Source organism: Halothiobacillus sp., assembly GCF_027346185.1.
Lineage (GTDB): Bacteria > Pseudomonadota > Gammaproteobacteria > Halothiobacillales > Halothiobacillaceae > Halothiobacillus.
Window position 1 is genome coordinate 1 of sequence record NZ_DAIESY010000117.1, and the last position, 13676, is coordinate 13676.

22 protein-coding genes are annotated in these 13676 nt (G+C 57.1%); 4 read left to right on the plus strand and 18 right to left on the minus strand.

Features of this window, described 5'->3' with window-relative positions:
- From M7R55_RS08330 to M7R55_RS12260, 3 genes are all read right to left on the minus strand, one after another.
- The coding region (locus M7R55_RS08330; RefSeq protein WP_298219949.1) for a terminase large subunit at positions 1-551 on the minus strand (551 nt) is incomplete at its 3' end.
- The gene (locus tag M7R55_RS08335) at positions 551-1015 is read right to left on the minus strand and encodes a phage terminase small subunit P27 family (protein WP_298219950.1); all 465 of its coding nucleotides are present in this window, start codon (positions 1013-1015) and stop codon (positions 551-553) included. The genes M7R55_RS08335 and M7R55_RS08330, both read right to left, overlap by 1 nt.
- 128 nt (positions 1016-1143) lie before the next feature.
- Complete coding sequence (locus M7R55_RS12260; protein WP_366881176.1) at positions 1144-1419, minus strand: HNH endonuclease; 276 nt, start codon at positions 1417-1419, stop codon at positions 1144-1146.
- Between M7R55_RS12260 and M7R55_RS08340 the strand changes: the two genes are divergently transcribed.
- On the plus strand, positions 1386-1583 hold the full coding sequence (locus tag M7R55_RS08340) for a hypothetical protein (RefSeq protein WP_298219951.1): 198 nt from the start codon (positions 1386-1388) through the stop codon (positions 1581-1583). The genes M7R55_RS12260 and M7R55_RS08340 overlap by 34 nt on opposite strands.
- A gap of 94 nt (positions 1584-1677) precedes the next feature.
- Positions 1678-2340, plus strand: a complete 663-nt coding sequence (locus M7R55_RS08345) for a DUF3489 domain-containing protein (RefSeq protein WP_298219952.1) — start codon at positions 1678-1680, stop codon at positions 2338-2340.
- Here M7R55_RS08345 and M7R55_RS08350 read toward each other — a convergent pair.
- The 7 genes from M7R55_RS08350 to M7R55_RS08380 form a co-directional block, all read right to left on the minus strand.
- Positions 2265-3524: a DNA modification methylase gene (locus M7R55_RS08350; RefSeq protein ID WP_298219953.1), complete on the minus strand. Its 1260-nt coding sequence runs from the start codon at positions 3522-3524 to the stop codon at positions 2265-2267. The genes M7R55_RS08345 and M7R55_RS08350 overlap by 76 nt on opposite strands.
- Positions 3525-3773: 249 nt before the next feature.
- On the minus strand, positions 3774-4169 hold the full coding sequence (locus M7R55_RS08355) for a DUF6362 family protein (protein ID WP_298219954.1): 396 nt from the start codon (positions 4167-4169) through the stop codon (positions 3774-3776).
- Positions 4162-4365: a hypothetical protein gene (locus tag M7R55_RS08360; RefSeq protein ID WP_298219955.1), complete on the minus strand. Its 204-nt coding sequence runs from the start codon at positions 4363-4365 to the stop codon at positions 4162-4164. The genes M7R55_RS08355 and M7R55_RS08360 overlap by 8 nt, the downstream gene beginning before the upstream one ends.
- Position 4366: 1 nt before the next feature.
- Complete coding sequence (locus M7R55_RS08365; RefSeq protein ID WP_298219956.1) at positions 4367-4831, minus strand: hypothetical protein; 465 nt, start codon at positions 4829-4831, stop codon at positions 4367-4369.
- 134 nt (positions 4832-4965) lie between these two features.
- A complete protein-coding gene (locus M7R55_RS08370) occupies positions 4966-5127 on the minus strand; it encodes a hypothetical protein (RefSeq protein WP_298219957.1) in 162 nt (53 codons plus the stop codon).
- Positions 5124-7274: an AAA family ATPase gene (locus tag M7R55_RS08375; protein ID WP_298219958.1), complete on the minus strand. Its 2151-nt coding sequence runs from the start codon at positions 7272-7274 to the stop codon at positions 5124-5126. The genes M7R55_RS08370 and M7R55_RS08375 overlap by 4 nt, the downstream gene beginning before the upstream one ends.
- A complete protein-coding gene (locus M7R55_RS08380; RefSeq protein WP_298219959.1) occupies positions 7271-7612 on the minus strand; it encodes a hypothetical protein in 342 nt (113 codons plus the stop codon). The genes M7R55_RS08375 and M7R55_RS08380 overlap by 4 nt, the downstream gene beginning before the upstream one ends.
- Before the next feature lie 50 nt (positions 7613-7662).
- On the opposite strand from M7R55_RS08380, the gene M7R55_RS08385 reads away from it, so the two are divergent.
- Positions 7663-7944 (plus strand): BrnT family toxin, encoded by a 282-nt coding sequence (locus M7R55_RS08385; RefSeq protein WP_298219960.1) that lies wholly within the window; start codon positions 7663-7665, stop codon positions 7942-7944.
- The gene (locus M7R55_RS08390; protein WP_298219961.1) at positions 7919-8254 is read left to right on the plus strand and encodes a helix-turn-helix domain-containing protein; all 336 of its coding nucleotides are present in this window, start codon (positions 7919-7921) and stop codon (positions 8252-8254) included. Before M7R55_RS08385 ends, M7R55_RS08390 begins: the two co-directional genes overlap by 26 nt.
- Positions 8255-8273: 19 nt before the next feature.
- Here the strand turns inward: M7R55_RS08390 and M7R55_RS08395 are convergent, their stop codons facing one another.
- The 8 genes from M7R55_RS08395 to M7R55_RS08430 all read right to left on the minus strand — a co-directional run bounded on the left by M7R55_RS08395 (position 8274) and on the right by M7R55_RS08430 (position 13637).
- Complete coding sequence (locus M7R55_RS08395; RefSeq protein WP_298219962.1) at positions 8274-9047, minus strand: hypothetical protein; 774 nt, start codon at positions 9045-9047, stop codon at positions 8274-8276.
- Complete coding sequence (locus M7R55_RS08400; protein WP_298219963.1) at positions 9047-9310, minus strand: DUF6511 domain-containing protein; 264 nt, start codon at positions 9308-9310, stop codon at positions 9047-9049. Before M7R55_RS08400 ends, M7R55_RS08395 begins: the two co-directional genes overlap by 1 nt.
- A 155-nt stretch (positions 9311-9465) precedes the next feature.
- A complete protein-coding gene (locus M7R55_RS08405) occupies positions 9466-11151 on the minus strand; it encodes a DEAD/DEAH box helicase (RefSeq protein ID WP_298219964.1) in 1686 nt (561 codons plus the stop codon).
- Positions 11152-11166: 15 nt separating this feature from the next.
- Complete coding sequence (locus tag M7R55_RS08410) at positions 11167-11763, minus strand: hypothetical protein (RefSeq protein WP_298219965.1); 597 nt, start codon at positions 11761-11763, stop codon at positions 11167-11169.
- A gap of 2 nt (positions 11764-11765) precedes the next feature.
- Positions 11766-12641 carry an ATP-binding protein gene (locus M7R55_RS08415; protein ID WP_298219966.1) on the minus strand — a complete coding sequence of 292 codons (876 nt, stop codon included), beginning with the start codon at positions 12639-12641 and terminating at the stop codon, positions 11766-11768.
- Positions 12638-12952: a hypothetical protein gene (locus tag M7R55_RS08420; RefSeq protein WP_298219967.1), complete on the minus strand. Its 315-nt coding sequence runs from the start codon at positions 12950-12952 to the stop codon at positions 12638-12640. Before M7R55_RS08420 ends, M7R55_RS08415 begins: the two co-directional genes overlap by 4 nt.
- Positions 12949-13428, minus strand: coding sequence for a hypothetical protein (locus M7R55_RS08425; RefSeq protein ID WP_298219968.1), 480 nt, complete (start codon positions 13426-13428; stop codon positions 12949-12951). Before M7R55_RS08425 ends, M7R55_RS08420 begins: the two co-directional genes overlap by 4 nt.
- Complete coding sequence (locus M7R55_RS08430) at positions 13425-13637, minus strand: helix-turn-helix domain-containing protein (RefSeq protein WP_298219969.1); 213 nt, start codon at positions 13635-13637, stop codon at positions 13425-13427. Before M7R55_RS08430 ends, M7R55_RS08425 begins: the two co-directional genes overlap by 4 nt.
- Positions 13638-13676: the final 39 nt, after the last annotated feature.

Genomic DNA, 13676 nt, shown 5'->3' on the forward strand with positions numbered 1-13676 from the left:
GCGCCGACCGACACACCGAACCGGCTGCGAAACCCTGTCGAGCGTCGCGCCATCATCTGGGCATCGCCAAAGACGATGCGCGCCTGGTCGCGGGTGGTGGCTAGTGAATACACTTCGGCGCCGCCCTCGCCATCGGCCGCAAGCATGTACAGCGCCAGAGCAGACGAGAGTGTCGACTTAGCGTTGCCGCGAGGCACCTCGATGTAGGAACGGCGGAAACGCCTCTTGCCATCCGGTTTCACCCAGCCGAACACCGTGGTGAGGATGAACACCTGCCAAGGCTCCAGCTTGATGGTCGTCCCGACCAGTGGTCCCTTGACATGCGGCAAACGCTCGATGAAGGCACACAGATTGTCGGCGGGATAGAAACGGCGGCCCTTGCCATCCGTGAGCCTGGGATTGAAGCGATACGGGCTTGCTTTGCCCTTGAATCTTGCCAGATCGTCGATCTGACGCTGGCAGGCGAGATGCACCCAGCGGCAGGCCGCAATCTCTCCTGTGACCACGGCTTCGGCGTAGTGACGGGCGATGATGGCGTATTGCGTTGCCATCAGCCGGCAATGTCCGCCCACGGATCGTCGGCATGCTGCGCATCCTGGGCCATCTGCACCCGTGAACGGGAGGCCGGTGTAAAACCCATCTCGGCCTCATAGCCTTTCATTTCCAGCGCGAGATCCCGGATCACGTCCATCAGCGGCGAACGCCGCAGGATACCGCTGGGGGTTTTGATCAGCATGCCCGATACGCCAGATCGGTTGATCTTGGTCAGTGCCTCACGATACATTCCGGCGCAATTGGCCCAACGCTCCAGCACGGCGGCATCCAATGCCGACAACAGACCTGGAGGGGCATGTTGGACGGCATAGCGCCACGCTTCTTTAGCGTTGTCGGACATGTACTCAGGAGGCTCGCCCAAGGTGCCGACAGGTTTGGGCTCATGATCGTTGGTGCGACATTTTTGCAGGGTTCCCTTGATCTTCTTCACAGCGACAGGCAGCGGTTTGCGTCCGGCCATGTCATTCCTCCATCGTGATGACCGAGCATCAGATTGCGCAATCATCGGCTCAATTTCGTGGTGTCAAAAAATGCCAAAAATCCAGAAACGGTGGGGCTTGCATGGCAAAAGTCACCAAAAAAAGTTTTTCATTTTGCACGCGCAAAAATCTGGTTAAGCGCGCGGTCCCGCGCGGCGAGGTTGCAAGGATTTGACCGCCCTACCGGTTTCGAATTGCCAAACCCGCCGTCCTCGCGCGCGGTTTTAACATCGTGGCAGGGCTTGCACAGCCCCTGCCAGTTATGTTCGTCCCAAAACAGTTCTCGGTTCCCCTTGTGCGGTTTGATGTGATCGACGACCGAGGCGGCGACCGTCCTGTCATGGCGCTGGCATGCCGCACACAGCGGATGTAGGCTCAAGTACAAAGCGCGCGCACGGCGCCATCGGGAATCATATCCACGACTTGCTGCCGATCCTCGACGATCATCCTGCTGCTTGCGGATCGATCGCAGATGCCTGTCGCAATATCCAGGCGATAAGATCAATGCCGGGCATCCCGGGTAACGGCACGGGGTCGGAGCGCGAGTGACCATGACGATCAAAAACCCTGCAGAAACCACTTGATTGTCTTCGGAAATGAAGCGTTCATAGGGTCGTCATCCACTACCACACAGGAGCAACAAATGACCTACACCACACAGCAATTCACGATCGACGAACTCCCTCACGCGGCCTCAACGATAAAGGGGACTGGGTCGGATTCGAGCGCGCCAAGCAAATCCACCACGTATAACCATCAGGAGTTCATCATGATCACAAAAATCCAACTCACCCCAGCCCAACATACCATCCTGGCCCATGCCCACCACCACACCGACGGCAAGATCACCTGGTTCCCCGACAACATCAGGGGAGGTGCCCGCAAGAAGGTGCTGGACGGCATGTTCAATCGCGCCCTGATCACACCCATGAATGACGACTGGTTCGTTACCGCCGAGGGTTACGAAGCGCTGGGTGTGCCGCGCAAGGCGCCGATCAGCGCCAAGGCGATCAATACGGTCATCGAACAGGCCAAACTGCACACCCGCGACAACAGCAAGCAGTCCAAGGTGATCGCGATGCTCAAGCGATCTGAGGGTGCAACGATCACTCAGATCATGGACGTCACCGGCTGGCGGGCTCACACCGTGCGCGGCACCTTCGCCGGTGCATTCAAGAAGAAAATGGGACTTGCTATCACCTCCGAAAAATCCGAAGGTGGCGAGCGCGTTTACAAAATCGTCGGTTTATCAAGCTTTTCCGAATCCACGAACTTCGCGCCATCACTGGCGCGTTCCGCTTCCTGACCCGTGAATTCCTGCCAGCGGCGCACGATCACATCCACATACTTCGGATCGAGTTCGATGAGCCGCGCCCGCCGCCCGGATTTCTCGCAGGCGATCAGGGTGGTGCCAGATCCGCCGAAGGGGTCGAGTACCAGATCACGTGTTTTGCTACTGTTGCGAATCGCGCGTTCCACTAGTTCGACCGGCTTCATGGTGGGGTGAAGGTCGTTCTTGTGCGGTTTCTTGATCTGCCAGACGTCGCCCTGGTCGCGGGCACCGCACCAGTAGTGGTCAATGCCATCCCGCCAGCCATACAAAATCGGTTCATATTGACGCTGGTAATCGGCACGACCCAGCGTAAACGTGTTCTTGGCCCAGATGATGAAGGTGGACCATTTGCCGCCCGCTGACCGGAAGGCCGACTGCAGGGTGTCGAGTTCGGATGAACTCATCGCGATGTAGACCGCGCCTTTCGTCACCGCCAGGATGTTCCGGCACGCCGCCTCGAGGAAAGCATGGAAATTCTCGCCCAGGTTGTCGTTCAGGATCGGGCGATGCTTGCCGCGCAGTTTGTCCTTGGCCGTGTTGGCGTAGTTTACGTTGTAGGGCGGATCGGTGAAAGTCATGTCCACCAGTTCGTCGCCCAGAAGGGTTTTGTAGTCGTCGGCCTTCGTGGCATCGCCGCACAGCAGTTTGTGCTCGCCCATCAGCCAGAGATAGCCCGGCTGCGAAATGGGGGTTTCAGGCACTTCCGGAATCTCATCCTCATCGGTGAGACCATCCTTGCTGGTTTCTTCTCCGGCGATGAGTGTCGCCCATTCGTCTTCGGTAAAGCCGGTCAATTCCAGATCGAAACCGGCATCCTGTAATTCGGAGAGTTCCAGCCCCAACAGTTCATCGTCCCAGTTGGCCAACTCCGCAAGCTTGTTGACACTCAGCCGGAACGCCTTGATCTGGGTTTCGGTCATGTCGTCGCCGAGCAAGATGGGAACCGTTTCGATCCCAAGTTTGCGGGCAGCCTTGAATCTCAAATGGCCGTCGATGATGGTACCATCGCGTTTGGCCAGGATGGGAACACGAAATCCGAATTCACGGATGGCCGCCGCTACGGCATCAATGGCGTGATCGTTCTTGCGCGGGTTGCGCGCGTATTCGATCAATCTTGATAATGGCCACTGCTCAATATGAACCCGATGCTCAATCATGGGGACGTTCCTTATTCTGACGATCGAGGCTGACATTTTCGAATGTCCGGCCTGGAGAGCTCAATGTGACTGGATTGAGTTTTTTAATGGGCGTAAAAAACCGCCCGAAGGGGGCGGTTGGCGCGGGTTGGAGGTGGTCGCTTAATCTTCGACCATGGCAGAAATATACACAAAAAATGCCTGAAATGCGACACCCTGAAAATGGCTTGAAACCCGCACTAATACTCGATTGTCTGCATGGCTTCGCATCTATTTGCAACTTGCCGCAACTACACGCATTTCGTTCAGGTTTTCGGTAAGCTGCGACAAGGCCATGTTCCGTCTGCGCTGAACAGTACGGACGGTGCTGCCCGCACGTTTGGCGATCTGTGACCACTCGAAGTGATCTGCCCGCATCCAGACGATGTGGCGCGAATCGACATCGAGCATCTGCATCCAGCGCATTGCCTCCAGCATCCTTTCAACCGCTGCCGGTGTGGGCGGGAAATGCCGTTCGTCATCGTTTGGCTTCTGTTCTGGCGCCATACGCAACAGGGTTGGCCAGACGTTGAAATAACCCTGCACCTTTGCAGGTGGCAAGCGTCTTGCTGTTTCTGCTGCTTCGGCAAACCTTGCTGCGACGATATCTGGTGTCCAGTCAGTCATGGCGTTTCCTCCCGTACAGCCGTTCACCGATCCGCCGCACGAATTCCCGCTCAACGAAATCCAGACGTTCGTCCGCCTCATTCACCACCAGGATATGCTGCTCGCGCCAGCCTACTTCTTTGATGGCATCAAGGTCAGCAGGGTTGGGCTGCATGCGGCCCAATGGCGATGGATAGCGAGCTGGAGGAATTTTCATATCAAACCTCCATGGAGTCGACTGCCCAATGCAGCAAGGCCAGTGCATCAGCTTCGTTGTCATCCGTCACCGGATGGCCCTTGGCTCGCATGGCTGCGATCACCTCATCCTTGCCGGCATTGCCTTTGCCGGTGGCGTGCTTTTTGATCGTGCCGACCGGCACACCCTGATACGGAATGTTGTGGTGCTCGCACCAGGCGGTCAAGGTGGCCAGGAATCCGCCGTAGGCGTGTGCGGCGTCGACGCCTGCGTGACGCCTTACTTCCTCGAAATAAACGGCATCAATGTCGCCAGCCGCCTGTTTGATCTCGGTGAGCCAGCGGCGGAATCTCAAATAGCGCATGCCGCCGCCTTCGAAACGTTGCGGTTTGAAATGCTCGGTGCCACTGGTGATGCTGCCATCCAGATGGCGTAGCGCCCATCCGGTGTGGGTGCCCAGATCGAGGGCGAGGAGTATTTTTTGCATTTCAGTCATCCTTTCAAAATTCGGTTTTGACCACTTGCGGTTGGCGGGAAAGAGGTCTTACATCTACAGGGGTAAGTTATTACCCCCTGTATGTAATACAGGGACTCCGTGTGCAATCTGAGAATGGCCGTAAGTTATTGATTGGTTATGGGGTATCCTAGATTGCGGGAGTTTGCGGCGCCAAACCCCTGCAATCTGGAATTTTCCTTTATAATCATCAAAATTTGATTGCGGCCAGATTGCAGATTGCAGCAATCTGGGTCAGATTGCAGACGTTTTTCCGATGTTTTTTTCATGGTTCCATCTCCTGTTGGTATATCCAGATATCCGCGTTTTCAACAGGTAAAATCACACCCGACCGGGGACATTTGTAATGGGTCGGCATCACTCTGACGGATTCAGTCAGAGGCTCGCCGCACTCCGGAGCTGGCAGATCGAAAGTGCGGGTCAGCCGCATGTCCTCCACGCACAGATAACCGAATTTGCTGCGCTTGACCTGTGCCAGCCCGTAATCCTGCGGGTTGCGGAAGAACTTGATATAGCCAAGGGTGGCGAGTACGGACAGACGTTCGTTGATGGTGCGGTTTGCCCCCAGTCCTCCTTGACCTTCAAAGGCTTCAGCAAACTGGTTCGACGTGTAACATTTGCCCTGTGCAGCTTCATCGAACAACATCTGCACGATCACGTCATGCTTGCGCCGGCGCTCGGCATCGAGTTTTTCACCCCAGTCATGCATCACGGACCGAACTGTGGGATTGACCTCGCGCCATTCCCCTTTGCTCTTGTCCACGTGCTTGAACGGAATACTCGCTCCGTTGCGCAATTCAAAAATCAGCTGGCGCGTGGTGTGTGTTTCATCGGGGCGGTACAGCACCATCCCGCTTGAGTAGTAACCGCGCAGGCTGCTGGCTCCGGCCAGTGCCTGGAACGGGTCTTCCTCGAACTGCTTCTTGCCAAGCTTCTTGGTGTGGTGGGCGAGGATGATACCGGCGTCCGGGTTCACCGCTTGACGAATTCGTTCTACCCGTTGGGACAGGAAGAACAACATCGCGCCATTGTCGTTCTCGCCACCGGCGTCGCCGCCATCGAATACGTTGCGGATCGGATCAATGGCAATGATGTCTGGCGGCAAGCCACCAAATGCATTTGCGATGGCGGGGATCACCTGAGTCAGCCCTGCATCATCGAGCACGAGATGCAATTGCGGGGTGGCAATGAAATTGGCACGCGCATCTTGCAACCTATGGGACGGCAGACGAATTTCTTTTACCCGCTCGCGCAGGTAGTGATATTGCACTTCGGCTTGAAGATAGAACACGCGCAATGGTCGGGGAGGTGGCATGCCCAGGAAAGGTATGCCTGCAGCCATATGTATGAGCCATGACAGTAGAAAATCGCTCTTGCCGACCTTGGGTGCGCCACCAAACACCAACATGCCGCCCGGCGTGAGCACGCGCGGCGAGATCAGGTCTGGTGGTAGTGGCGAGTCATCATCGAGCATCTCACCCAGCGTGAATGTCGGCAGTGATGGAACCGCCGCCTTGACCACGTGGCACCCTCCGTGCGCGATGAAATCCACGCAGTTGAATCCCTCGGTGACGGCGTTGGCGGCGTCCCACTTGTTCGGCTTGTCAGTCGGCGGCACCAAGATCGCCACGGATAAACAGCCTGCAGTAACACAAGCGCGTGCGGCGTTTTCGGCGTAATCCCAGCCAGGCGCATCCCGATCTGGCCAGATCAAAACAGACTTGCCAGCCAGTGGCTTCCAGTCAGTCTTGTCGATTGGTGCTTTGGCCCCGTTCATGGCTGTGGTCGCCACGATGCCAACAGCAATCAGGGCATCAGCGCATTTTTCACCCTCGACCAGGACCACCTGCTTTGCCTTGGATATCGCGGGCAGGTTGTAGAGCGGCCTGGGATCAGGTGCGCGCCACATCCGTGCCCGCACATCCCAGGGGCGATATTTCTTGCCCGTCGGCGGGTCATAGCGATAGACGCATGCGATCAACAGTCCATCGGGTGTGAGGTAGTCCCATTTGCCGGTGTGGGCACCGAGATCGTCTAATGGCACTTCGGTCCTGATTGGCGCAGGATGGCTCAACGGCCCGCCAACCAGTTCGGCAGCGACTTTCATCACCGCGCTGAAGTCAGATCGGGTGTCCAGCCCGTGGCGTTTGGCAATCAGGTCAAAGATGTCACCGCCGCTACCTTCTGCGCGATCGGTCCACAGTCCTGCCTTTTTACCAGTAAGCACGACTTCGAGACTGTCGCCGGGACTGCCAAACACATCTCCGATGTAAAACTTGTCGTGTCGTTTTTTGCCTGCTGGAAACATCGTGAATAAAACAGATTCCAGACAGGCAAGCACATCGCGGCGTATCTCGTCACGATCTCTGGTGTGAGAATGCTTAATTGGTGCCGTAATGTCGTTAAAATCCATCATCCTTTAGTCATCTTTCTTGAATTCTTTCTAACGGCTGGAATTGTTGGTGTGGTGATGGTGAGATAGCGCGTCCGGCGTGCCACCTCCCTGACAAATTCCGGGTTGATGTCGACAAGATCGGTGAAGAAGTCGAGACGTCTGCTCTGCAAAAACTCACAGGCTCTGCGCCGGAGATAATCGTCAGACGAGACTGCATCAGCCATTGCCTGACAGATCACTGCCACGATCAGCTTGGCCTCTGGCACCGGTGCGAACACATGGCGCAAAAGCATGCGTTCGATGATGCGTATCCCGACGAGAGGCCGGTTCGGATGCGTGGGAATGAGTGCTGCGTTCATGCCATACCTCCCATCTTGCAATCTATAGTCCAATGAACTACTATTGGTGCATGGAATTTGAATGGGATGAAGCCAAAAGCGAGGATTGCGCGCGAACGCGCCGGTTTAACTTTGCCTACGCGGCGCGAGCTTTCTTTGATCCTGACCGGATCGTTGAAGCCGATACTCGCCATAGTTATGATGAAGATCGCTACAGACTGATGGGCAAGATCGATGATCGAATCTTTATCGTGATCTACACGCCACGCAACGAATTCATTCGCATCATTTCCGCACGTAAGGCAAACCAACGAGAGATCAGATACTATGAAGACTGTACGCGTGAAGATTGACCCGACACAGCCTGCGACTTTGGCTGCGGGATGGATTGATCCGGCTGGTGTGGATGCCACCTCCGAGGAAGACATTGCCAGGCAAGCGGCAGCTGACGATGCCGAAGCCATGCAGGACGCGGCAAAGTTCGCACGCCGCGTGCGTAAGCGTCTCGGATTGAGCCAGTTGGAGTTTTCACATCGGATCAATGTTTCTCTGGAAACCATCCGCAATTGGGAGCAGGGCAAGCGTTGCCCGACAGGCGCAGCCAAGGCGTTGCTGAAAGTGCTCGACAAGGCTCCGGAGGCTGCGCTGTCCGCTTTGAGATGATGCCGAAGGAGGTGCATGTTCATGCCGCACTTCCGTTTGCATGCGTGGCCCAACAGCGATCCTGCCAACTGCAGAACTTGCACTCGACATGCGTCGGCGTGGTGGCATGGCGCGGTAACAATTCCTGGCTGTCCGTCGCCGTGATGATACGGACCGCGCGGTCCGACATGCGCTGCGCCAATTCGCCGTCAAACGGCAATAATTCGAACCAGATTTTCTGGGTGTCTTTGTTGATGGCGGTGAACAACGCCGGGTTTGCCGAAATGCCCGGGATGCTGGCTTCCATGTAAGCCTGATAGACTGCAACCTGCGCGGCATAAACGGGCTTAGACTTGGTAACTCCCTGTTTGACCGTGTCCCGCCACGACTTGTCATTCATGGTCTTGCACTCCCACAAGGCGGGATAGCGCATTTCAAACTCAGTGAGGCCGCTGTTCAGAACCCCGTCTATGTGTCCCTGTATGCGACCACCCGCGACAGAAAAGCCGAACTGACCACCGCTGGCTTTCTGGGTGTACAGGTCGAATCCGGCCATGCGAAGCCAGCGGATGGCCAAGTTTTCCAGCGTGTGACCGACCTCAAAGATGCGCAATAAGCGGCCCGAGAAACCACGTCCTACGTCGACCGGCGTGTTCTTGTACTCGTACTGCAAAGCGCGCTCACAAGCGACCCCGAGGCGCGAGGCGCCGAGATAGTCACGCGATGTTTGACCCGCGCGTTCGCGGATCAGTGCCACATCGATCAGATTCGTGATCTGATCTTGAATTTTGGGACGAGCGTTGAAATCCAGCATCAGAATGGCGCTCCCATGGATGAGGGTGGGTTTTTCTGGGCCAGTCGCTCCTGCAAAAACGCACGATCCCAGGCGGCCATGCGTTCGTGCTCGGCCGTCATGTGTTGCTGATAGGCCGTGACCACGACATCAATGAGGGTCATCACCTCCTCGCGGCTGTAATCGGCAAGCGGACGATCCATGCCGATGGCACCCACAAACTCGCCCAACGGCGACAAACAACACCCCATGGCAGTTATTTCCATTTCACTCGGATCTAACATTTTTCCCTCCGTTTTATTCATGAGCATTGAAAACGCGTTTTGGCAGCGCATTGAGCAAAACGCCCACTTGTCGCAATAGCGCTTGGGGTCGCTGCGTTTGAGGTTGGCGTTGAACCACCCGAGGCCCTTGGCCTGGCGGGAGCACACGATGCATTTCACGCAAGCTCCAAGGCACTGGAGGCATGTGCGTCGTTGGCCGCTGTCACCAGACGCGCAATGGCGTTTTTGTTGAATTGGAACGACAGAAGTGCCGAAGCCTGATAGCGGGTCATGCCGAAATCGGCACGCATCGGTTCTGGCAGATAGCCCAGTTGCTTGGACGTCGGTGGCTCGTTGAGCCAGCGCCGGGTTTTGTGCGCAGAATCTGCCGACTCGTTGTCATTGAGCCAGTCGTCTGCCTTGGCCATACAAACCGTGCGCTCGCCCACGGCCAGTAATTTGGGGCGCTGCGACTTGGCACCGCCAATGGCATGCCAACGTCCATTCAGAAAAAATACACCACCCCAGGCACTAAAACCCGTGGCCATCAACGCATCGTCACAACCGAACAGGTCGCACCAGCGGAAATTCGAGCGTTTCAAGAGATCGATTTCGCTCATGATGAAGTCCGATAATTCGCCTACCTCATCATGGCCCCGTTCCCAGACATGGCCGCAAAGTGGGCACTCCATGCAGGCCAGCGGTACGATGGCATCACACTCCGGACAATCCTTGGTAGGGGCATCGCCATCGTGGGGGTGACCATCCAGATTGACGTCCTGCTCGAGTGCTCCATGCATCAGGCTGGCCGTGCCGAAGTCCAGCACAATGCAATCGGTTTTGATGACACCGGGGAACTCGTCTGGATCTACGGTGCGCAGGCCGCGCCCCACCATCTGGATGAAGGTGGATTTATAAGAGCTTGGGCGCAGCAGCACGACACAAGCGGTGGGCGTGTAGTCGTAGCCCTCGGTCAATACCGCCACATTGACGACCACTTGGGCGGAACCGCACTCGTATTTCTTCAGGCGCGTCTTACGCTCGGCATTTGATAGTTCGCCATGAATCAATACGGCTTGAACGCCGGATGCGACAAAGGCATCACAAACGCTTTGCGCATGGGCCACCGTTGAGCAAAAGATGATGGTTTTGCGGTCAGCTGCTTTCTGCTTCCAGTGTGCGATCACCGCTTCAGTGATGAGCGATTTATTGAGAATCGACGCGACCTGTTCCATGTCGAAGTCGATCGCAGTGCGCCGCACTTGCTGCAAGGCTTCCTGCGCACCAACATCAATCACAAAGGTGCGTGGTGACACCAGGTGGCCGGATGCAATCATCTCGCCCAGACTGATCTGGTCAGACACGTTCGAGAACACCTCACGCAGCCCTTTGCCATCGCCACGATTCGGGGTGGCGGTCAGGCCGCAGATTCCAGCCTTCGGATTCTTGGTCAGCACCTGATCGATGACGGCTCGGTAGCTGGGCGAAGACGAGTGATGGGCTTCGTCGATGATGAGGAGATCCAGAGTCGGCATCTGCTCGAGGTGCGGCTGCCGTGACAAGGTCTGCACCATCGCGAACGTCACCTGGCCTTGCCAGGATTTCTCGTTGGCATCGAACACGGATGTGGTCATGCCAGGATTTACATGTTCGAACTTGGCGCGGTTCTGACCAGTGAGTTCGGTACGGTGCGCCAGGATACATGCCTTAGCATCGGGTTCGACCAGATAACTGCCAGTCACCGCCGACAGCATGATGGTTTTGCCCGACCCGGTCGGCGCGACGGCCAGTGTGTTTCCGTGTACATCGAGCGCAGACAATGTGCGCTCGACTAGCAGCGATTGGCGGGGACGGAGTATCATGAGCGTGACCCTCCGTTACTGCGCCCAGCTCGGACGACCCGGGATCGGGGCGTGGCCGGTGGCTTGGGTGTGGGTGGTCGGTGCGCCGGCTGTCGATACGGGCTGGCTTGCTTGCCCCATCAGCGCGGCGTAGTCCCTGTGTTCAGATGTAATCGCCGACTTGATGACGCTCTTGTCCTGACCGTTCTTATCCTTGTCCCAGTCGACCTTGCCGAGGAACTCAATGCCATCGAGATCTGCGAATCCACTGATCCGGCGCGCGTTCTGTGCGGCAGGGCTGTTGTCGCCCGGGTGAACACCACGCGCCGAATTGAGGATCGCTTTGACGAATGTCCGGCCCATGTTGGCCCATTCAGGCCCCTTGGGGCTATACAAACCGATCAGCGACCACATCTTGCGGCGGCCATACTCGCCTTCCATCACCACGAATTCGCAGTTCAGATAAACCGAGCCTGTGTTGTCATTACGCGTGGCGTAGCCGCCAGTCCAACCTTGGGATGCGTCATCGAAGCCGCCCGGGCGGATGGTTATGCGCACGCGGACCAAGGTGCCTTTCGGGATGGGGTCGAAGGACGTCTGTTCGGAAGCGGAATTGAAATCGAAATAGGTCATGATCAGGACTCCTGAGTTGAAATGGATTCGGGGGTGGAAACGGGTACTGTGCGTGCGAAATCGAGTCGTTCGGTGGCGGGCTTGGCAGGGCCGGCGATCTTTTCCATCAGGCGGCCGAGATGCGGCTCCTCGATAGCGTCGAGCCGACCGGAACGATCCTTGGCAGGGTAGCCCCAGTCGTTCAGGGTGTGGCAGACGAACGCCCGGTAGCCACTGCCGTCGTCGGACTTCAATTCGGCCAGGGTGATGACCTCATCGACGATCCCCGGCAACTCAAGTCCGGTTTTCGAGCCATCAACCTGCAGTGAAAAGACGCGGCGATTGAAGTCGTCCATGGCCTCGTTCAAAATGCCGACGAACCAGACGTTCTTGCGCCGGGTGTGTTGCAGGTGGGTGAGCCAGCCGATCATTTCCTGACCCATCAAGCCGTAGGCCCCACGGCTGTCAGGTTTGCCGGTTTTTTCCGAAAATGCCTGCGGCTGCCCCTTGCACCATTGCAGGCACAGACGACCCGCAACGGTGATCGAATCGACGAAGACGGTCTCGTACTTGTCCAGAGCCGACGGGTCGCCAAAACGCGCGCAGACTGCTTCAAAGTGGGCCTGGCTGTAGGGCTGCTCATCACGTAGCGCCGGGTTGGGGCCGCCGATGAAGACCGCGAAATCCCGGCATTCCTGCCAGGTGCGCGGCCGAACCGTGTCGCCCGCCCACCCCTCGACGGCGAGATCTCCGGCCTCGAGATCAAAGAACAGCGTCGACGTGGGGCTCAGCGTCCACAATTGGGACGTCTTGCCGATGCCGCTTTTGCCGACGAGCACGCCCTTGACACCACGCTTTTCCGCCAGGCGTTGATCGGCAGTAATGATGGGGAGGCTCATTTGCGTGCCTCCCCAGTGACGAGATCGGCAAAAGCCTCGGCTACGGTCGTGCTGCCGGATGAACCACGTTTTCTTGCGCCGTCATACAACTCTCGCAGCGCGCCGAGGCGATGATGGATTGCAGTGGATTCGGCTTCAAGCCCTTGGATGGCGAAGGCAACGTCATCCACAGTTGAGTCCACAACCGGGCGCACTACATCATCGGGGCGGCTGAGTTTGAGTGCGGGGATACGAATCGAGTCCGGTAGATGAGGCAGGTACATGGACGACTGCTTGCGCAGAAGATCGATAAGCGTGACAGGGATTTTCATGACAGTGGCTCCTGAATTAAGGCGAGACGGAATCCGGGTTTGCCGGTTTTGATGGTGCGGGCCGGCTCGAAAGCGCCCTTGAGCGACTCAGGCCACGTACCAAATTTGGTTTCAGACACGCGGTAGGTGATCTCAACGTACTGGGATGAGTCATCACCGCTGGCGACAATGCGGCGAGCGATATCGGCCAGTCGTTTCTGATCCCACTCGATTTTTTTTGGCAGGTCAGCCGTGATACGCACGTGTCCGTCATCGAAATGCACGACGCCGGTGTCCTTGCCAGCGGCAAGGCGCAGTGCATGCGTGCGCTCGGCGTACTTAAGGTACAGGGCTCGGTCGATATGCTCGACGATGGCCTTGGCGGCAGAAAGCAGATCAGCCGCATTATTTTTGAGTTGAAACAACGACTCGCTGGATTGCTTAGCCAGATCGCCGGCTGGCGTAGCCAGCACTTGTTCGTGGGTATAGTGGTTCATACCGCACCTCCCACGTTGACGCGCTCGGACGTGCTCCTGCGCAGGCTCTCGGACTCGAAGTTTTCGACGTCCTCAAGGCGATAAAGAACACGACCTTGCAGTTTCAGAAAGACCGGACCGATTCCTTCGGACCTCCAGCGTTCCAGGGTGGCTTCGCTGACGTCCCAACGGTCCGCCAGTTGGCGTTGGTTAAGGTGTTTGACACTCACGTTTTTCTCCTTTCATGTGGTTGCGAAAACGTGATGTCA

Coding starts and splice junctions, on each gene's coding strand:
- M7R55_RS08335 (WP_298219950.1), bottom strand. CDS start 1,015: ATGGCCGGACGCAAACCGCTGCCTGTCGCTGTGAAGAAGATCAAGGGA.
- M7R55_RS08340 (WP_298219951.1), top strand. CDS start 1,386: ATGCCGCACACAGCGGATGTAGGCTCAAGTACAAAGCGCGCGCACGGC.
- M7R55_RS08345 (WP_298219952.1), top strand. CDS start 1,678: ATGACCTACACCACACAGCAATTCACGATCGACGAACTCCCTCACGCG.
- M7R55_RS08350 (WP_298219953.1), bottom strand. CDS start 3,524: ATGATTGAGCATCGGGTTCATATTGAGCAGTGGCCATTATCAAGATTG.
- M7R55_RS08355 (WP_298219954.1), bottom strand. CDS start 4,169: ATGACTGACTGGACACCAGATATCGTCGCAGCAAGGTTTGCCGAAGCA.
- M7R55_RS08360 (WP_298219955.1), bottom strand. CDS start 4,365: ATGAAAATTCCTCCAGCTCGCTATCCATCGCCATTGGGCCGCATGCAG.
- M7R55_RS08365 (WP_298219956.1), bottom strand. CDS start 4,831: ATGCAAAAAATACTCCTCGCCCTCGATCTGGGCACCCACACCGGATGG.
- M7R55_RS08370 (WP_298219957.1), bottom strand. CDS start 5,127: ATGAAAAAAACATCGGAAAAACGTCTGCAATCTGACCCAGATTGCTGC.
- M7R55_RS08375 (WP_298219958.1), bottom strand. CDS start 7,274: ATGATGGATTTTAACGACATTACGGCACCAATTAAGCATTCTCACACC.
- M7R55_RS08380 (WP_298219959.1), bottom strand. CDS start 7,612: ATGAACGCAGCACTCATTCCCACGCATCCGAACCGGCCTCTCGTCGGG.
- M7R55_RS08385 (WP_298219960.1), top strand. CDS start 7,663: ATGGAATTTGAATGGGATGAAGCCAAAAGCGAGGATTGCGCGCGAACG.
- M7R55_RS08390 (WP_298219961.1), top strand. CDS start 7,919: ATGAAGACTGTACGCGTGAAGATTGACCCGACACAGCCTGCGACTTTG.
- M7R55_RS08395 (WP_298219962.1), bottom strand. CDS start 9,047: ATGCTGGATTTCAACGCTCGTCCCAAAATTCAAGATCAGATCACGAAT.
- M7R55_RS08400 (WP_298219963.1), bottom strand. CDS start 9,310: ATGTTAGATCCGAGTGAAATGGAAATAACTGCCATGGGGTGTTGTTTG.
- M7R55_RS08405 (WP_298219964.1), bottom strand. CDS start 11,151: ATGATACTCCGTCCCCGCCAATCGCTGCTAGTCGAGCGCACATTGTCT.
- M7R55_RS08410 (WP_298219965.1), bottom strand. CDS start 11,763: ATGACCTATTTCGATTTCAATTCCGCTTCCGAACAGACGTCCTTCGAC.
- M7R55_RS08415 (WP_298219966.1), bottom strand. CDS start 12,641: ATGAGCCTCCCCATCATTACTGCCGATCAACGCCTGGCGGAAAAGCGT.
- M7R55_RS08420 (WP_298219967.1), bottom strand. CDS start 12,952: ATGAAAATCCCTGTCACGCTTATCGATCTTCTGCGCAAGCAGTCGTCC.
- M7R55_RS08425 (WP_298219968.1), bottom strand. CDS start 13,428: ATGAACCACTATACCCACGAACAAGTGCTGGCTACGCCAGCCGGCGAT.